Origin of the sequence: Thermoactinospora rubra (genome assembly GCF_002093975.1) — a bacterium.
GTDB lineage: Bacteria > Actinomycetota > Actinomycetes > Streptosporangiales > Streptosporangiaceae > Nonomuraea > Nonomuraea rubra_A.
Genome location: NZ_KZ084334.1, coordinates 1 through 12,903 on the forward strand (window position 1 = coordinate 1; position 12,903 = coordinate 12,903).

Here is a 12,903-nt window from a genome sequence, read left to right on the forward strand (position 1 = left end):
CAGCTCGCCGCCCTCGTGGATGGAGCCGGGCGTCTCGGGGGCCACATGGCTGGGCACGCCGCCGGGGAAGGAGAACTGGCGGAACAGCCGCCGCATGCCCACCGCATCCTGGGAGATATCCGGATATTTCTCGCTATAGGTGCCCTCCAGCCAGGCGTGCGCCACCGCCGCCGGGCCGCCGTGCCCGGGCCCGGCGATGTAGATCATGTCCTGGTCGCGCTCGGCGATGATCCGGTTGAGGTGGGCGAAGCAGAAGGTCAGCCCCGGCGTGGTGCCCCAGTGGCCCAGCAGCCGCGGCTTGATGTACTCGGGCCGCAGCGGCTCGGCGAGCAGGGGATTGTCCAGCAGGTAGATCTGCCCGACGGAGAGGTAGTTGGCGGCGCGCCAGTAGGCGTCGATCCTGTCCATGCCGTCCATGCCTGTGAGCCTTCCGCGCGGTCCCTCGTTCCTGCAGAGACCTTGGTCCCTACCCCGTCGGGCCGTCCGCCACCTCTGATCGCCCATTTGGGGGAGGTCCGGAAGGCGCGGCCGATGATCGAGACCGCCCGGGCGCCGGTCAGGGAAAACGGTGCCGACCTGCACCGTTACGCGGGGGCGTGGCCTTCCACGCCTCCCCGAATCGCACGCCGGGGCTCTGGAAGGCGACGCGGCACGTGACGTCGTTGGCGGCGTGCAGGGGTTGGAGATCAGAGGCGCGTCGCCTGGCCGAGGCTCAGCCCCATGAAGATCATGAAAGGTTCGAGGTTGGACAAGCCGGCTTCGGTGTGATCGAAGATGGGGATCTCCGTAAAGCCCAGCGATCGGTACAGGGCCTTGATCTCCCCCGTCGTCGCGTCGACGGGCTTGAGCGCGCCGGTGCCGACGACCTGTCCTTCCTCCCCGCCGGCCCGTGCGATCAGCAGGCGGCCCGTGGTCCGAGCAGATGAGGCAGTTCCTGGCTGAACGGGGGCCGGCTGCAGGTCAGCGGCGGCATCGAGGACCTGCTCGACGAGCATCTCGTGCTCACCGGACCGGAAGAGGCCTCGGCGGCGGGGACGCGGGTGGTGGGCGCGAGCCGTACCGGCAGGCAGGTCAGCATGCTGGTCAGGGGCGCGCCCCCGCCCGATCCGCGCTGGCAGGCGCGGCGCCCCGGGCTGGAGGAGCCGGTCATGGGCTACCTGCGCAGCCCCGAGTCGGCGGCACTGCCGGGGCTGACGGGGGTGGGCGCGTGATCTGGGTGACCTGGCGCCGGCACCGGGCGCAGATCCTCGTGACCACAGGCTTCCTGGCGCTGCTGGGCGTGCTGCTGCTGGGCTCGGCGGTCGAGGCGAGCCGGTATGTGGCCGAGCACGCCCCGCCCGGCTGCCCGGGAGCCGCCGTGGCGTGCGGGGACCTCGCGGCGGCGCTCGGGCAGCGCTACGACGCGGTCTACTCGGTGTTCGGCTGGATGCCGCTGGTGGCGCCGGCGTTGATCGGGGCGCTCTGGGGAGCGCCGCTGCTCGGCCGCGAGTACGAGCGCGGCACCCACCGCCTGGCCTGGACCCAGTCCGTGCCCGTGTGGCGGTGGCCGGCGGTCAAGCTGGCGGTCCTGGGCGGGGCGGTCGTGGCCGGTGGGCTGCTGCTTTCGCTCATGGTGAGCCTGTGGCGGCCGGTGTTCAGGACGGGGGTCGACTCCACGTTCGGCAACATCGGCGTGTTCAACATGGTCGGCGTGGTGGCTGTATGCGTTCGCGCTGGGCACGCTGGCCGGCGCGGTGTTCCGGCGCACGCTGCCGGCGATGGCGCTGGTCGTGGCCGGCGTGACGGTGACGATGTTCACGCTGTTCCAGGTGAGCGACCACTACGCCGAGGCGTGGGAGCAGTGCCTGTTCGGCAAGGGATACCGGTACGCGGTGTACTGCCATCCGCCGTCCAGGTTCTGGCGCTTCCAGTGGACCGAGGCGGGAATCCTGGCGCTCGCGGCGGCGGTCCTCGGCGGCCTGGCCGTGCGCCGTGCGCTCCGCCGGCCCGGCTGACAGGCCCGGTTCCATCAGGAAGGCCCGCACCGGCGAACGGTGCGGGCCCGATGCCTGGGCGGCAAAAGGTCAGGCGGGAACGATGTTCTCGGCCTGCAGGCCCTTCTGGCCCTGCGTGACGTCGAAGGCCACCCGCTGGCCCTCGTGCAGCTCCCGGTAACCGCCCTGGGAGACGATGTTGGAGTAGTGCGCGAAGACGTCGCCGGCGCCGCCGTCCTGCTCGATGAAGCCGAAGCCCTTTTCAGCGTTGAACCACTTCACGGTTCCGGTGCTCATGTCGATCTCCTTGACAGGCAGAAGTGGAGTCCGCCCTGTGCGGATTCCTCGTCGGTGATGAGCCCATCCGGAGATGACCGGCAAACAAAAAACGCACCCGAGGTCACAGCCCTCAGGTGCATCTAAAGTCCCTATGGGTTACCACAACGTCTGTGAGCCTAGCACACCCGGGAGGCCGCGGTGTCGTTTCGGGTGTAGGTGTAGAGCCGGTCGACCAACGCGAATCCGGCCGTGTCGAAGAGGGACGCGCCCTCGCCGTCGGCGTAGAGGACGGCCTCGTGCGCTCCGTGCGCGTAGAGCAGGGCGAGCGCCCGGTCCAGCAGGGCCCGGTCGAGTTCCTGGTCGGCGTGGGCGGCGTCGGGCCCGAACCACCACAGGGTGCCGACGCCGTCCGACGGCGTCGCGGCGACGGCCTCGGCGGCGAGGTCGTGGCCGGGGATGGTCAGCCACCAGCCCGAAGGGACCGAACTCGGCGCGACCTGGATCTGTGAGCTCACGGCCACCGGGCGGATGCCGGCCGACACGCGGCGCAGGTAGCGCCACGAGTCGGAGCTGGAGAAGCCCGCCTGCTCCAGGACGAGGGAGGTGACCGGGCGGCGTGCCGCCGGGAGGGCGGCCAGGGTCGGGTTCAGCGCCGAGGCGAACGCGAAGGCGTGCACGGCGGATCTGCGCCTCAGGCGGCGCAGCGCGTGCTCGACCAGGATCTCGACGACGGCCGGGACCTCACGAGCGTGCAACCAGAGGATCAACCCCGCATCGTCTCGGGGGCGCACCGCGTACGACACGGCGCCGAGCACGGCGCCCGCCTTGTCGACCAGCACATCGGTGTGCGGCGGATCGAGCTCCGCCCAGGGAAGGGGGTTGCCGGCCGACGTCCCCGTCACCGCGTCGCCGAGCATCCGGGGGGAGCACGCCGGCTGGCCGGGAAGGCGGTCGGCGTTCACCAGCGCCAGCGTCGCCGCCAGGTCGGCGGAGCCGTACGGGCGTACGGCGGAGCCTCGAACGGGAGGCGGCGCGGGTTCCGCGCCGGACGCCGGCCGGGCGGTCGCGCCGCGGGCCAGGATGTCGGCGGCGAACATGCTGCTTCCAGGGCACGCCGCGGCGGCCATCGCGGCCTCGGCCACGGATTCGGCCGTGTCCGGCGGGATCACCAGGAGCAGCAGGCCGTCCTGGTCGCCGCGGATCACCCTGATCGTCCCCGCGGTCCCGGGCAGGTAGCTGATCCGGAGGAATCGGCCCTTCATCACGAGGTGGTGGGGGACGACGTCCCAGGCGTCCGGATCGAGCCGTACCCGCAGGACCGGGCCGAAGCGGGGGTCGAGGGCGGCGAGGAGAGCCGGGAGTTCGCGCTGCGGATCGCGGGACCTGGGCCACCAGGCGCCGTCGAACATGCCCTCGCGGGTGAGCGTCGGCTCCAGCAGCAGCCTGGCACCCGGGAGCTCGGCACCGCCTGCCGAAGTGGATGGTGCCGGCGAGTTCGGCGTCATGGCGTGCCGCCCGTCTCCGGCTCGTGGAGCCGGCTGCTCGTCCGGGGCATCGCCGGCTGACTGCCGACCTGTGGAATGTCCTCGGTCCCCTCCACCGTACGCCTCGCGGCGGGCGCCGGACAGGAGCGCACCGGCCGATCATCCGAGCCGGTCCGCCAAGGCGCCGCCGGTTTCCAGCCAGCCGAGCCGCCGGGCGAGGTGCCTGGCGGCTTCGATGACGGCCTCGACGTACGGTGACCGGTCGCCCGCCCGCCACAGCAACGACCACGGATACCAGGTCTCCGGCTCCACCAGCGGCTTCCAGACGGTGCCCGGGCGGCTGGAGGCGGCGGCGGAGGAGGGAAGGCACAGCAGGCATCGGCCCTGGAGGACGAGGTCGGCCGCGGCCCGCGTGCTCTCCACCGTCCCCTCGTAGACGGCGGGGACGAAGCCCTTCGAACGGCACAGCTCCACGACGAACTGGTTGAACTCCGGAGCGCGGTCCTCCTCGCCCAGCAGGAGACGTTCGCCGGCGAGCGCGATGACCGGGACGCCGTCCTGGGCGGCGAACGGGTGCGTGCCGGGCACCAGCACGCCCAGCCGGTCGAGGCGGACGAGCTCCGAGGCCACCGCCGGCGGCGTCAACGAGGCCCGCCCGCAGCGCGGGGGCCTGCGACGCGGCGCTGCGGGCAGCCTGGGCGGCACGGTCGACGTGGGCGAGGATCTGCCGCGCTTCGACCAGGAACACCCGGCCCGCCTCGGTCAACGCCACGCGATGGGTGGTGCGGTCCAGCAGCCGGACCCCCAGCTCCCGCTCCAGCCTTCGCACCTGCTGGCTCAACACCGACTGCACGATGTGCTCCCGCAGCGCGGCCCGCCCGAAGTGGAGTTCTTCGGCAAGCGTGACGAAATACCGGATCTGCCGCAGCTCCATGAAGCCGCCTTCATTTGGTCTGCTCGTTCCAGCGTAGACAAGCCCGCACGTGGTGAGATGGAACCGGTGGCTAAGGAGGGTGGGAACTGGACGCGCTCGAGTACCTGGGACTGCTCTCCGAGGTCTCCACGGCGATGAACAGCAGCCTGGACGTCGACACCACGCTGCAGCGGCTGGCCCGGCTCCTGGTGCCCAGGCTGGCGGACTGGTGCGCGGTCGACGTGGTGGAAGGCGGCGTGGAGGGCGGGCACGTGCGGCGCGTGAGCGTGGCCCGCCGGGGCCTGGAAGAGCATGCCGGCCACCTGTCCGAGAAGCTGGGCCCGTTGCCGAGGGAGGTGGAGGCGCCGCTCCTGCGGACGCTCCGCGGCTCCGGCCCGATGCTGATCGGCCGCTCGGCCGGGGGCGGCCAGGCCGACGGTTCGGTGCAGGAGGCGCTTGTCCAGCTCCGCCGGCTTCTCGGCGCCGACTCGGCGATCGTGGCCCCCTTGCGCGTGCGAGGCCAGGTGCTGGGGGCGCTGACGCTGGCCCGCTTCGATCCCGGCGAGGCGCTGACCGACGACGACCTGCCGATCGTGGAGGACCTGGCGCATCGGGCCGCGCTCGCCGTCGACAACGCGCGCCTGTACGGCTTGCAGCACGAGATGGCCTACCGGCTTCAGCAGGCGTTGCTGCCCAGGCTGCCCGACCTCGGCCCGCTGGAGGTGGCCGCCCGGTACCTGCCGGCCCGCGAGTCCTCCCGCGTCGGGGGAGACTGGTACGACGTCTTCCGGCTCCCCGACCGGGTGCCCGCCCTGGTGATCGGAGACGTCGCCGGTCACGACATCGACGCCGCCGCGCAGATGGGCGAGGTGCGCAACATGCTCCGCGCGCTCGCCTTCGACCGGCGCGAATCGCCGGCGCGGATCGTGGCCCGCCTGGACCTGGCCCTCGCCGGGCTGGGCGGCGGGTTCTTCACCACCATGGTCCTGGCCCGGGTCGAGGGCCCGCCGTCCGGCCCCTGGCGTCTTCGGTGGACCAATGCCGGCCATCCCGCGCCGTTGCTCGTGGGCGCGGACGGCCGTACCCACTTCCTGGAGGGCGGCCACGCTCCGCTTCTCGGCTTCGACGCCACCCTCCCCCGTCACGACGCCGTCGAGGCGTTGCCCCCGCGCTCGACCGTCCTGCTCTACACCGACGGGCTGATCGAGCGCCGCACGGAGCCGATCGACCGCAGCATGATCAGGCTGCGCAGGCAGGCGGCGGCGCTGGCCCTGGCGGACATCCAGACGTTCTGCGACGAGCTGGTGGCTCCCAACGAGGACGACGACGTCGCCCTGCTCGCCGTACGGGTGCCGGCATCCGGATGATTGTCACGGCGCCTGATGAGACGAGTCCGACTCGGGGGTTTCCGTCCGCGCGCAGATGTGCTGAGCTGGGCGCGTACCCGAAGGGAATCGCATGATCCTGGTCATCGGCGCGCGCAGCCGGCTCGGCGCCGAAGCGGTCCGCGTCCTGGCCCGCTCCGGGCAGAGCGTGAGGGTCCTGGCGCGCCACGCCGGAGCTCACCTCCAGCTCCCAGGCGTGGAGACCGTCGTCGGCGACCTGGCGGACGGTGACAGCCTGGGCCGGGCCATGCGCGGCGCGGACCGGGTCCTGATGGCGACCCCGCCCTCGCCGGACACGGTGGCCTGGACGCGACACGCCGTGGCCGCGGCGATGCGCGCGCAGGTGAGGCTGTTCGTCCGCTGCTCGATGATGGGCGCGGATCCGGCCTCGCCGGGCGTGCTCATGAGGGGCCACGGCCTGAGCGACGTCGCGCTGGCGGAGTCCGGGGTGCCGTTCGTCATCCTGCGCCCCAACTCCTGCATGCAGGACTGCCTGGCCGCCATCCTCGTCTCGGTCGACGCCCGAGGCCGCTTCCGCGCGTCGATGGGCCAGGTCAGGGTCAGCATGGTCGACGCGCGGGACGTGGCCGCCGCCGCCCACGCGGTGCTCGCCCAGCCCGGTCACGCGGGCAACGCCTACGTCCTCACCGGCCCGGAGGCGCTGTCGTACCAGGACATCGCCGACCAGCTGACCAAGGTCCTGGCGACCAGGGTCACCTATGTCGACAGCCCGCCCCCCGCATCGGAACGGGCCTATGCCGCCAGCGGGCTCGACCTCTGGCACAGCGGCGCCCTCGCCGAGTGGGACGACCACCGGCGGCGCTCCGGACGGGACGGCCCCGCCTCGCAGGTCGGCGACGACCTTCCCCGCCTCATCGGCCGCCCGGCGTGCTCGCTGTCCCAGCTCATCGGGGAAACCGTCGTCCAGCCCTGAGATCGGGCGGGAAAGGCACCTTGGTCTGCGACAATGGAGGGGAGACGGCGTCCGCCCCTCCGCTTCGCGGTCCGCCGCTTCCCGCGGGAGGCGTGGACACCGTGCCGTGCCCGCGTTCCAGAGGAGACATGACCGTGGCCGAGTGGCTGATGCTCCACAAGGAGGCCTCATGACGGCCGCGGACGCATGGACGGATCTGCTGTCCGGCCTGGAAGGCGGTCAGCAGCGGGTGACGGTCCACCTGGCCGGTGGCCAGTCGCTCAAGGGAGTCGTCGTCGAGCTGGACCGCACTCGGCAGGTCGTCGTCCTCGACGAGTACGCGCACGGGTCCGCCGCGGCGAGACACGAATCCCCCGTCCACACGGTCCTTCTGCCGGGGATCCAGGCTGTGACGGTCCACAAGCAGGAGTAGCCGAACACGGCCGCGGCCGGAAGCTCGGCCCAGGGTCAGCGCGGTTGGCGCAGCCCCGCGATGAGGAGCCCGACCATGCGGCGCGCGTCGTAGCGGGGGTCGCTGTCCGCGCCGATGCAGAGGTTCCCGACGCCGCGCATGAGCTCGTAGGGCTGCAGGCCGGAGCGTATCTCGCCCGAGGCGGCCGCGGCTTCGAGCAGCCGGCCGCAGACGGGCAGGAGGCGGTCGAGGAAGTAGGCGTGCAGCGCGTCGAAGCCGGGAGTGCCGGGCTGGAGCACGGCGGCGAGCCCGTGCTTGGTGACCAGGAAGTCGGCGAAGAGGCCGATCCATTGCTCGAGCGCGGCGTAGGGGGTCGCGCTGGACTCCAGCAGGGCCGGGCCGGCCTCGGCGCAGGCCTCGATCTGGTGCCGGTAGACGGCGATGATCAGGTCCGCCCGGGTCGGGAAGTGGCGGTAGATCGTGGCCGTCCCGACACCGGCCTTGGCCGCGATGTCGCGAATCGGGGCATCCACGCCTGAGGTCACGAAGATCGCGGCGGCCGCGTCGAGCAGGGTCTTCTCGTTGCGCCGGGCATCGGCTCGCTTGGGCCGGGCCGCCTGCCCCGCCCTCCGGTCGCTCTCGTTCATCCCGCCGTTTCCCTCCGCCACGAGATTGCTAAACGGGACAAGGTCCCGTATCTTTAATCGGGACAACGTCCCGTTTTCTCATGATGCCAGACCAGGGACCCGACGACCAGGCCACGCGGTACCGGCACGCTTCTCGGGCCCGGCACACCGCCCCGCCAAGGAACCAAACGAAGGGCACAGCCATGTCCAGCTCCACCATCGCGCCCACGACGGTCATGTCCGCGAAGCCGGTCGTCCTGCCCGCCCCGGACCGCGGCGAGGACCTCCAGGTCCGCGTATCCGCGCCCGCGACCGGCGGCGACCTGCCCGTCATCGTCTTCTCGCACGGCTTCGGCTGGTCGATGAACGGCTACGCCCCGCTGGCGGACTTCTGGGCCGCCCACGGCTTCGTGGTCGTGCAGCCCACCCACCTCGACTCAAGGACGCTCGGCCTGCCCGCCGACGACCCCCGCACACCGCGGATCTGGCGCTTCCGCGTCGAGGATCTCAAGCGCGTCATCGACGAGCTCGACGCCTTGGAGGCTTCCGTGCCGGGCCTCAGGGGGCGCCTCGACCGCGGCCGCATCGCCGTGGCAGGCCACTCCTGGGGAGCTCAGACAGCCGGCACGCTGCTGGGCGCGCGAGTGCTCGGCGCCGACGGCGTTCCCGGGGAGGACTTGTCCGACCCGCGAGTCAAGGCGGGCGTCCTGCTCGCCATGCCCGGCCGGGGCGACGACCTGACTCCCTTCGCGGCCGAGAACTTTCCCTTCATGAAGCCGTCCTTCGACCGCATGACCACGCCGGCTCTCATCGTCGCCGGGGACCGGGACCAGTCCGCGCTGTCCACCCGGGGGCCGGACTGGTTCACCGACCCCTACTTCCTCAGCCCGGGGAGCAAGAGCCTGCTCACGCTGTTCGAGGCCGAGCACTCCCTCGGCGGCATCGCGGGGTACGAGGTCGCGGAGACGACGGACGAGAGTCCCGAGCGCGTCGCGCTGATCCAGCGGCTCACCTGGGCTTACCTGCGCAGCGCCCTCTACCCCGGGGACACCGCCTGGCAGGCGGCGCGCTCCGCGCTGGAGGAGGATCCCCACCCGCTGGGGAAGCTGCAGAACAAGTAGGCGGGCCCGCCGGTGAGCCGGGGCGGCCGGGCTCGGTGGTCCGCGGTCATCTCGACCCGGCTGGCCGGCTCGCCTCGGGTTCGGGGAGCCAGGCGTGGTCCGGCGCCGAGAGCCAGTCGTGCGTGGCGGTCAGGTCGTCCACCGCCTCGTGGAGGGCGCGCAGGCCGGGGTGATCGAGACCGGCGTGCCACATCATCGTCCAGGGAAACAGGGCGACCGGGTCGGTGAGCGGGCGCAGGACGGCTCCGGGGACGGCCGGCTGGGTCGTCAGGGTGAGGATGGGGGCGTTGCGGTCGCGGATGTGCCGGCCGAGCTCGTCGACGCCCTGGACGTGCGGATGCGCCGCGGCCGGGTCCACCCCGAAGGGGGCCAGCAGCTGGAGCACCGCGTGCTCCCACCCGGGCGTCGCGTGGTTGCCGGCGCGGATGCACACCCCGGTGCCGCGCAGCGATTCCAGGGGCACGACGTCCAGGCGGGCCAGCGCGTGATGCTCGGGCAGCAGGACGGCGATGGGCTCATACCGGACGACGCGGTCGTGCACCCCGTCGAGCGGCCCTGGACTGCGGCCGAAGGTGACATCCAGGCGTCCGGACAGCACCAGCGGCGCGGCCGCCTCGGTGCCGGTGTGGAAGCGGGCGAAGAACTCCACGCCTGGAGCCCGCGCCCGTGCCGCCGTCAGCACCAGCGCGGGGGTCAGGCCGGAGCCGACGACGTCGACGGTCAGCGATCGTGGCCCGCCGTGCAGATCCAGCACGGTCGAGTCGTAAAGCGCCAGGATCTCCCGTGCCCGGCCCAGCAGCAGGCTGCCCGCGGAGGTGAGCGTGACGCGGCGGGTGGATCGCTCCAGCAACCGCACACCCAGCCGGTCCTCCAGGCGCCGGATGTCGCGGCTGAGGACCTGCTGCGCCAGGAAGAGCCGTTGGGCGGCGCGGCTGAAATGCAGCTCCTCCGCCACGGCCACGAAGTTGCGCAGCAGCCGGATCTCCACGTTGTCGGACACGGCTCCGTTCTACCCGGTTAACACAGCAGGCGCGTAAGTGGAGCTCGAACAAGTGTTGGACCGCATGCGGGGGGATCGATCAGGATCGCCTCACGAGTTCCGCCGTGGAGGGGGGCACCATGGCCGCATCGCCGGCTGGACCCCCGACCCCGTGACCAGGAGGACTGTTCCCATGACCCAGGCATCGACCGTTCCCGCCGCCGGCCACGTCATCGAGATCCCGGGCGGACGCCTGTACTACGAGGTGCGCGGCCAGGGGCCGCTCGTGGCGCTCGTCGGCGCCCCGATGGACGCCACCTCCTTCGAGCCGCTGGCCGACCTGCTGGCCGCCGACCACACCGTGCTCACCACCGACCCGCGCGGCATCAACCGCAGCCCGCTCGACGACCCGGACCAGGATTCCACGCCGGAGCTGCGCGCGGAGGACCTGTCCCTGCTGCTGACCCGTCTGGAGGCCGGACCGGCCACGGTCCTGGGCTCCAGCGGCGGCGCGGTCACCGCGCTGGCGCTGGCGCAGGCCCGCCCCGAGCAGGTCCGCGCGGTCGTCGCCCACGAACCGCCGCTGATCGAGCTGCTGCCGGACCGCGAGCGGCTCCACGCCGCGACCGACGACCTCGTCGCCGCCTATCTCGCCGGCGACGTGGCCGGGGCCTGGGCGAAGGTCATGGCGCAGGCCGGCATCGACGTGCCCGAGGAGGCGCTGGAGGCGATGTTCGGCGGTGACCGCGACCCGCAGGCGGTGGCCGACGAACGCCGCTGGTTCGCCCACGAGATGCGGGCCACCACCCGGTGGCGCCCCGACCTGGACCTGCTCCGGGCTTCGCCGGTCGACGTCGTGGTCGGCATCGGCGAGGACTCCGCCGGGCAGCTGTGCGACCGGACCTCCCGGGCGCTGGCCGCGGCGCTGGGCCTCGAGCCCGTCATCTTCCCCGGCGACCACACCGGCTTCGCCGACCACCCCGGCCGTTTCGCCGCCCGGTTGCGGGCCGTCCTGCGCTGAGATCCCGTACGGCCCGGCCCGCGAACGTTCTCTCGTCAAGCTCCGGGTACGGAAGCCTGCACACGACAGCTCGGTCCCACCAGCGGGGGCAGACGTGAACGACATCTGGACCGTGGTCCACGCCGAACGCGAGGCACTGATCCGGGACCTGGAGGCCCTCCCCGCCGAGCGGTGGGCCACGCCGTCACTGTGTCCGGGGCCCGCTCGGCCTCAGCCGGAGCTGTCCGGTCGCGCACGTCGCCACCGCGCTGCGTCACCAGCTCCGCACCGGCGTGGCGCTCGGCGGGGGCAAGAAACGCGCACGTGGGCTGCGCTTGATCGCGACCGACGCGGGGATCGACGCCGGCGAACTGACGGGTCCAGGCGTCCCGGCGCTGACCGGAGAGCACTGACCGGAGAGCACTGACCCGAGAGCACTGCAGGCTGAATGCCCCTCCCCCAGGCCGGCGTCCTGGTCAACTGGCGTGCAGCTGTTCGACCAGCAACCGGTAGGTCTGCCGGGGCCTGCCGGGACCGGTCGACCGCGCCGGCGGCAGCTGCCAGGCCAGGCCCTGTTCGATGAGGTTCAGCAGCACACGGCGCGCGGCCCGCGGCGTCATGTCCAGCAGCTCCGCCACCGTGCCCGCGTCGACCACCAGCGGTGCGTCGCCGCCCGCGCCGGCCGCCCGCGCCAGCTTCTCCAGCGTCACCAGCGCCTTCGCCCGCTTGTCCTCCCGCAGCACCTGGCGGGCGTCCGGCCTGCCCGATCGCAGCAGCGCGCTCCTCGGCAGCGAGGCGCCGGGACGGGTCAGCGCCTTGCGCGCGTCGGCTTCGGCCGCCTGTGCCGTACTGCCCAGCCCGATCCCGATCTCGATCGCCAGGCCCAGTTCCTCCCGCACCCGCCGGACGAACGGCTGTTCGGTGAGGTCGTTGGTCGCCGTCACCAGGGACCCGTAGGTCGCGATCACGTAGAAGCCGTCCTCGCCGTCGGGCAGCACGGTCGCCCCCATCCGCCGGGCTTCCTTGAGCAGCACCGTGTGCACCGCCAGCCGCAGCTCGTTGCGGCCCGGTCCCGCCGGGGTGTCGGCGGGCAGCTTCACGATGCCCACGACGATCTGCGCCTCCTCGAGGCGGCTGCCGATGCCGAGCAGCGCCGCCGTGCGCACCGCCAGCCGAATCGTCGCGGTGGTCGGGCGCATCAGCAGGACCGGGACGCTCTCGCTCTCGAGGCGTTGCGCCACGGTGCGGACGCTGGTCAGCGCCAGCGTCGTCGTGCCGCTGCGCCATTGCTCGCGGTGGAAGTCGAGGAACTCGGCGGGCGAACCCGGGTCGCGGTACTCGTAGACACGCACCCCGTCGCTGGGCAGCCGGACGTCGGAGTAGGCCTCCCGCACCTCCCGCTCGGGAACCGAGTCGATGCTCACCCGGCCCACGTCGACGCCGAGTTCGAGCTTCGCCCGCAGCAACGTCCCGAACAGGGCGGAACCGGACAGCGGTATGGAGGTGGCCGGCACGTCGAGCACGCCCGATTCCTGCGCCAGATCGTGCGGCAGCGGCCCGGCGAAAAGGCATGCGTCCAGGTCGCTTTGGACCCTCTGCAACGCCCGGGGAATCTCCAGCTCATCGGCGTAGGAAATGCCGGCCAACTCGAAATCCAGCACTCCGGCGGCCGCCATTCCCGCGCCGACCTCCAAGATGCGCTCGATCAGGTCGTCGGGCGCGACGACCCCCACCACCGGCCGGCGCGGCGTGGCTGCATCGCTGAGAGTCGCCAACGATTCTCGCACTCCTCCTACCCCTGATCGGCCGCCCAGTCTA

The 12,903-nt window shown here is 72.4% G+C and carries 16 protein-coding genes and 1 pseudogene; 7 read left to right on the forward strand and 10 right to left on the reverse strand.

Going from position 1 to position 12,903, the window contains the following annotated elements; all coding sequences use genetic code 11:
- Positions 1-417: phosphoketolase family protein (locus BSB02_RS13650; RefSeq protein ID WP_476756184.1), on the reverse strand; the 417-nt coding region annotated here is incomplete at its 3' end.
- A 269-nt stretch (positions 418-686) separates the two neighbouring features.
- Positions 687-995 (reverse strand): GNAT family N-acetyltransferase, encoded by a 309-nt coding sequence (locus tag BSB02_RS13655; RefSeq protein ID WP_084959160.1) that lies wholly within the window; start codon positions 993-995, stop codon positions 687-689.
- Positions 996-998: 3 nt separating this feature from the next.
- Here BSB02_RS13655 and BSB02_RS13660 point away from each other — a divergent pair, with 3 nt between their 5' ends.
- Complete coding sequence (locus tag BSB02_RS13660; protein ID WP_206184677.1) at positions 999-1,211, forward strand: hypothetical protein; 213 nt, start codon at positions 999-1,001, stop codon at positions 1,209-1,211.
- A gap of 196 nt (positions 1,212-1,407) precedes the next feature.
- On the opposite strand, the gene BSB02_RS13665 is transcribed toward BSB02_RS13660, so the two are convergent.
- Positions 1,408-1,656: a hypothetical protein gene (locus BSB02_RS13665; protein WP_143590618.1), complete on the reverse strand. Its 249-nt coding sequence runs from the start codon at positions 1,654-1,656 to the stop codon at positions 1,408-1,410.
- A gap of 77 nt (positions 1,657-1,733) precedes the next feature.
- On the opposite strand from BSB02_RS13665, the gene BSB02_RS13670 reads away from it, so the two are divergent.
- Complete coding sequence (locus BSB02_RS13670) at positions 1,734-1,994, forward strand: hypothetical protein (RefSeq protein WP_084959162.1); 261 nt, start codon at positions 1,734-1,736, stop codon at positions 1,992-1,994.
- A gap of 69 nt (positions 1,995-2,063) precedes the next feature.
- Here the strand turns inward: BSB02_RS13670 and BSB02_RS13675 are convergent, their stop codons facing one another.
- From BSB02_RS13675 to BSB02_RS13690, 4 genes and pseudogenes are all read right to left on the reverse strand, one after another.
- Positions 2,064-2,270: a cold-shock protein gene (locus BSB02_RS13675; protein WP_084959163.1), complete on the reverse strand. Its 207-nt coding sequence runs from the start codon at positions 2,268-2,270 to the stop codon at positions 2,064-2,066.
- Positions 2,271-2,428: 158 nt separating this feature from the next.
- Positions 2,429-3,757: a DUF5994 family protein gene (locus BSB02_RS13680; protein ID WP_084959164.1), complete on the reverse strand. Its 1,329-nt coding sequence runs from the start codon at positions 3,755-3,757 to the stop codon at positions 2,429-2,431.
- Between the two features lie 138 nt (positions 3,758-3,895).
- Positions 3,896-4,441 carry a LysR family substrate-binding domain-containing protein gene (locus tag BSB02_RS13685; RefSeq protein WP_084959165.1) on the reverse strand — a complete coding sequence of 182 codons (546 nt, stop codon included), beginning with the start codon at positions 4,439-4,441 and terminating at the stop codon, positions 3,896-3,898.
- Positions 4,442-4,496: 55 nt separating this feature from the next.
- Positions 4,497-4,670: pseudogene (locus tag BSB02_RS13690) on the reverse strand (LysR family transcriptional regulator); the annotation flags it as partial.
- Positions 4,671-4,804: 134 nt separating this feature from the next.
- On the opposite strand from BSB02_RS13690, the gene BSB02_RS13695 reads away from it, so the two are divergent.
- From BSB02_RS13695 to BSB02_RS13705, 3 genes are all read left to right on the forward strand, one after another.
- Positions 4,805-6,016: a PP2C family protein-serine/threonine phosphatase gene (locus BSB02_RS13695; RefSeq protein WP_084959166.1), complete on the forward strand. Its 1,212-nt coding sequence runs from the start codon at positions 4,805-4,807 to the stop codon at positions 6,014-6,016.
- A gap of 91 nt (positions 6,017-6,107) precedes the next feature.
- The gene (locus tag BSB02_RS13700; RefSeq protein WP_084959167.1) at positions 6,108-6,968 is read left to right on the forward strand and encodes an NmrA family NAD(P)-binding protein; all 861 of its coding nucleotides are present in this window, start codon (positions 6,108-6,110) and stop codon (positions 6,966-6,968) included.
- Positions 6,969-7,137: 169 nt separating this feature from the next.
- Complete coding sequence (locus BSB02_RS13705; RefSeq protein ID WP_084959168.1) at positions 7,138-7,380, forward strand: hypothetical protein; 243 nt, start codon at positions 7,138-7,140, stop codon at positions 7,378-7,380.
- A 35-nt stretch (positions 7,381-7,415) separates the two neighbouring features.
- Here the strand turns inward: BSB02_RS13705 and BSB02_RS13710 are convergent, their stop codons facing one another.
- The gene (locus tag BSB02_RS13710) at positions 7,416-8,006 is read right to left on the reverse strand and encodes a TetR/AcrR family transcriptional regulator (RefSeq protein ID WP_084959169.1); all 591 of its coding nucleotides are present in this window, start codon (positions 8,004-8,006) and stop codon (positions 7,416-7,418) included.
- Between the two features lie 182 nt (positions 8,007-8,188).
- Here BSB02_RS13710 and BSB02_RS13715 point away from each other — a divergent pair, with 182 nt between their 5' ends.
- A complete protein-coding gene (locus BSB02_RS13715; RefSeq protein WP_084959170.1) occupies positions 8,189-9,106 on the forward strand; it encodes an alpha/beta hydrolase family protein in 918 nt (305 codons plus the stop codon).
- A gap of 46 nt (positions 9,107-9,152) precedes the next feature.
- Here the strand turns inward: BSB02_RS13715 and BSB02_RS42965 are convergent, their stop codons facing one another.
- A complete protein-coding gene (locus tag BSB02_RS42965) occupies positions 9,153-10,106 on the reverse strand; it encodes a LysR family transcriptional regulator (RefSeq protein WP_084959171.1) in 954 nt (317 codons plus the stop codon).
- A 172-nt stretch (positions 10,107-10,278) separates the two neighbouring features.
- Here BSB02_RS42965 and BSB02_RS13725 point away from each other — a divergent pair, with 172 nt between their 5' ends.
- Positions 10,279-11,106 (forward strand): alpha/beta fold hydrolase, encoded by an 828-nt coding sequence (locus tag BSB02_RS13725; RefSeq protein ID WP_084959172.1) that lies wholly within the window; start codon positions 10,279-10,281, stop codon positions 11,104-11,106.
- 455 nt (positions 11,107-11,561) lie between these two features.
- Here the strand turns inward: BSB02_RS13725 and BSB02_RS13735 are convergent, their stop codons facing one another.
- Positions 11,562-12,860 carry a transcriptional regulator gene (locus BSB02_RS13735; RefSeq protein WP_143590620.1) on the reverse strand — a complete coding sequence of 433 codons (1,299 nt, stop codon included), beginning with the start codon at positions 12,858-12,860 and terminating at the stop codon, positions 11,562-11,564.
- Positions 12,861-12,903 lie beyond the last annotated feature (43 nt).

Excerpts from the sequence above, each read along its gene's own strand:
- BSB02_RS13655 (WP_084959160.1), bottom strand. The coding sequence starts at position 995 with ATGCTCGTCGAGCAGGTCCTCGATGCCGCCGCTGACCTGCAGCCGGCC.
- BSB02_RS13675 (WP_084959163.1), bottom strand. The coding sequence starts at position 2,270 with ATGAGCACCGGAACCGTGAAGTGGTTCAACGCTGAAAAGGGCTTCGGC.
- BSB02_RS13680 (WP_084959164.1), bottom strand. The coding sequence starts at position 3,757 with ATGACGCCGAACTCGCCGGCACCATCCACTTCGGCAGGCGGTGCCGAG.
- BSB02_RS13695 (WP_084959166.1), top strand. The coding sequence starts at position 4,805 with ATGAACAGCAGCCTGGACGTCGACACCACGCTGCAGCGGCTGGCCCGG.
- BSB02_RS13700 (WP_084959167.1), top strand. The coding sequence starts at position 6,108 with ATGATCCTGGTCATCGGCGCGCGCAGCCGGCTCGGCGCCGAAGCGGTC.
- BSB02_RS13705 (WP_084959168.1), top strand. The coding sequence starts at position 7,138 with ATGACGGCCGCGGACGCATGGACGGATCTGCTGTCCGGCCTGGAAGGC.
- BSB02_RS13710 (WP_084959169.1), bottom strand. The coding sequence starts at position 8,006 with ATGAACGAGAGCGACCGGAGGGCGGGGCAGGCGGCCCGGCCCAAGCGA.
- BSB02_RS13715 (WP_084959170.1), top strand. The coding sequence starts at position 8,189 with ATGTCCAGCTCCACCATCGCGCCCACGACGGTCATGTCCGCGAAGCCG.
- BSB02_RS13725 (WP_084959172.1), top strand. The coding sequence starts at position 10,279 with ATGACCCAGGCATCGACCGTTCCCGCCGCCGGCCACGTCATCGAGATC.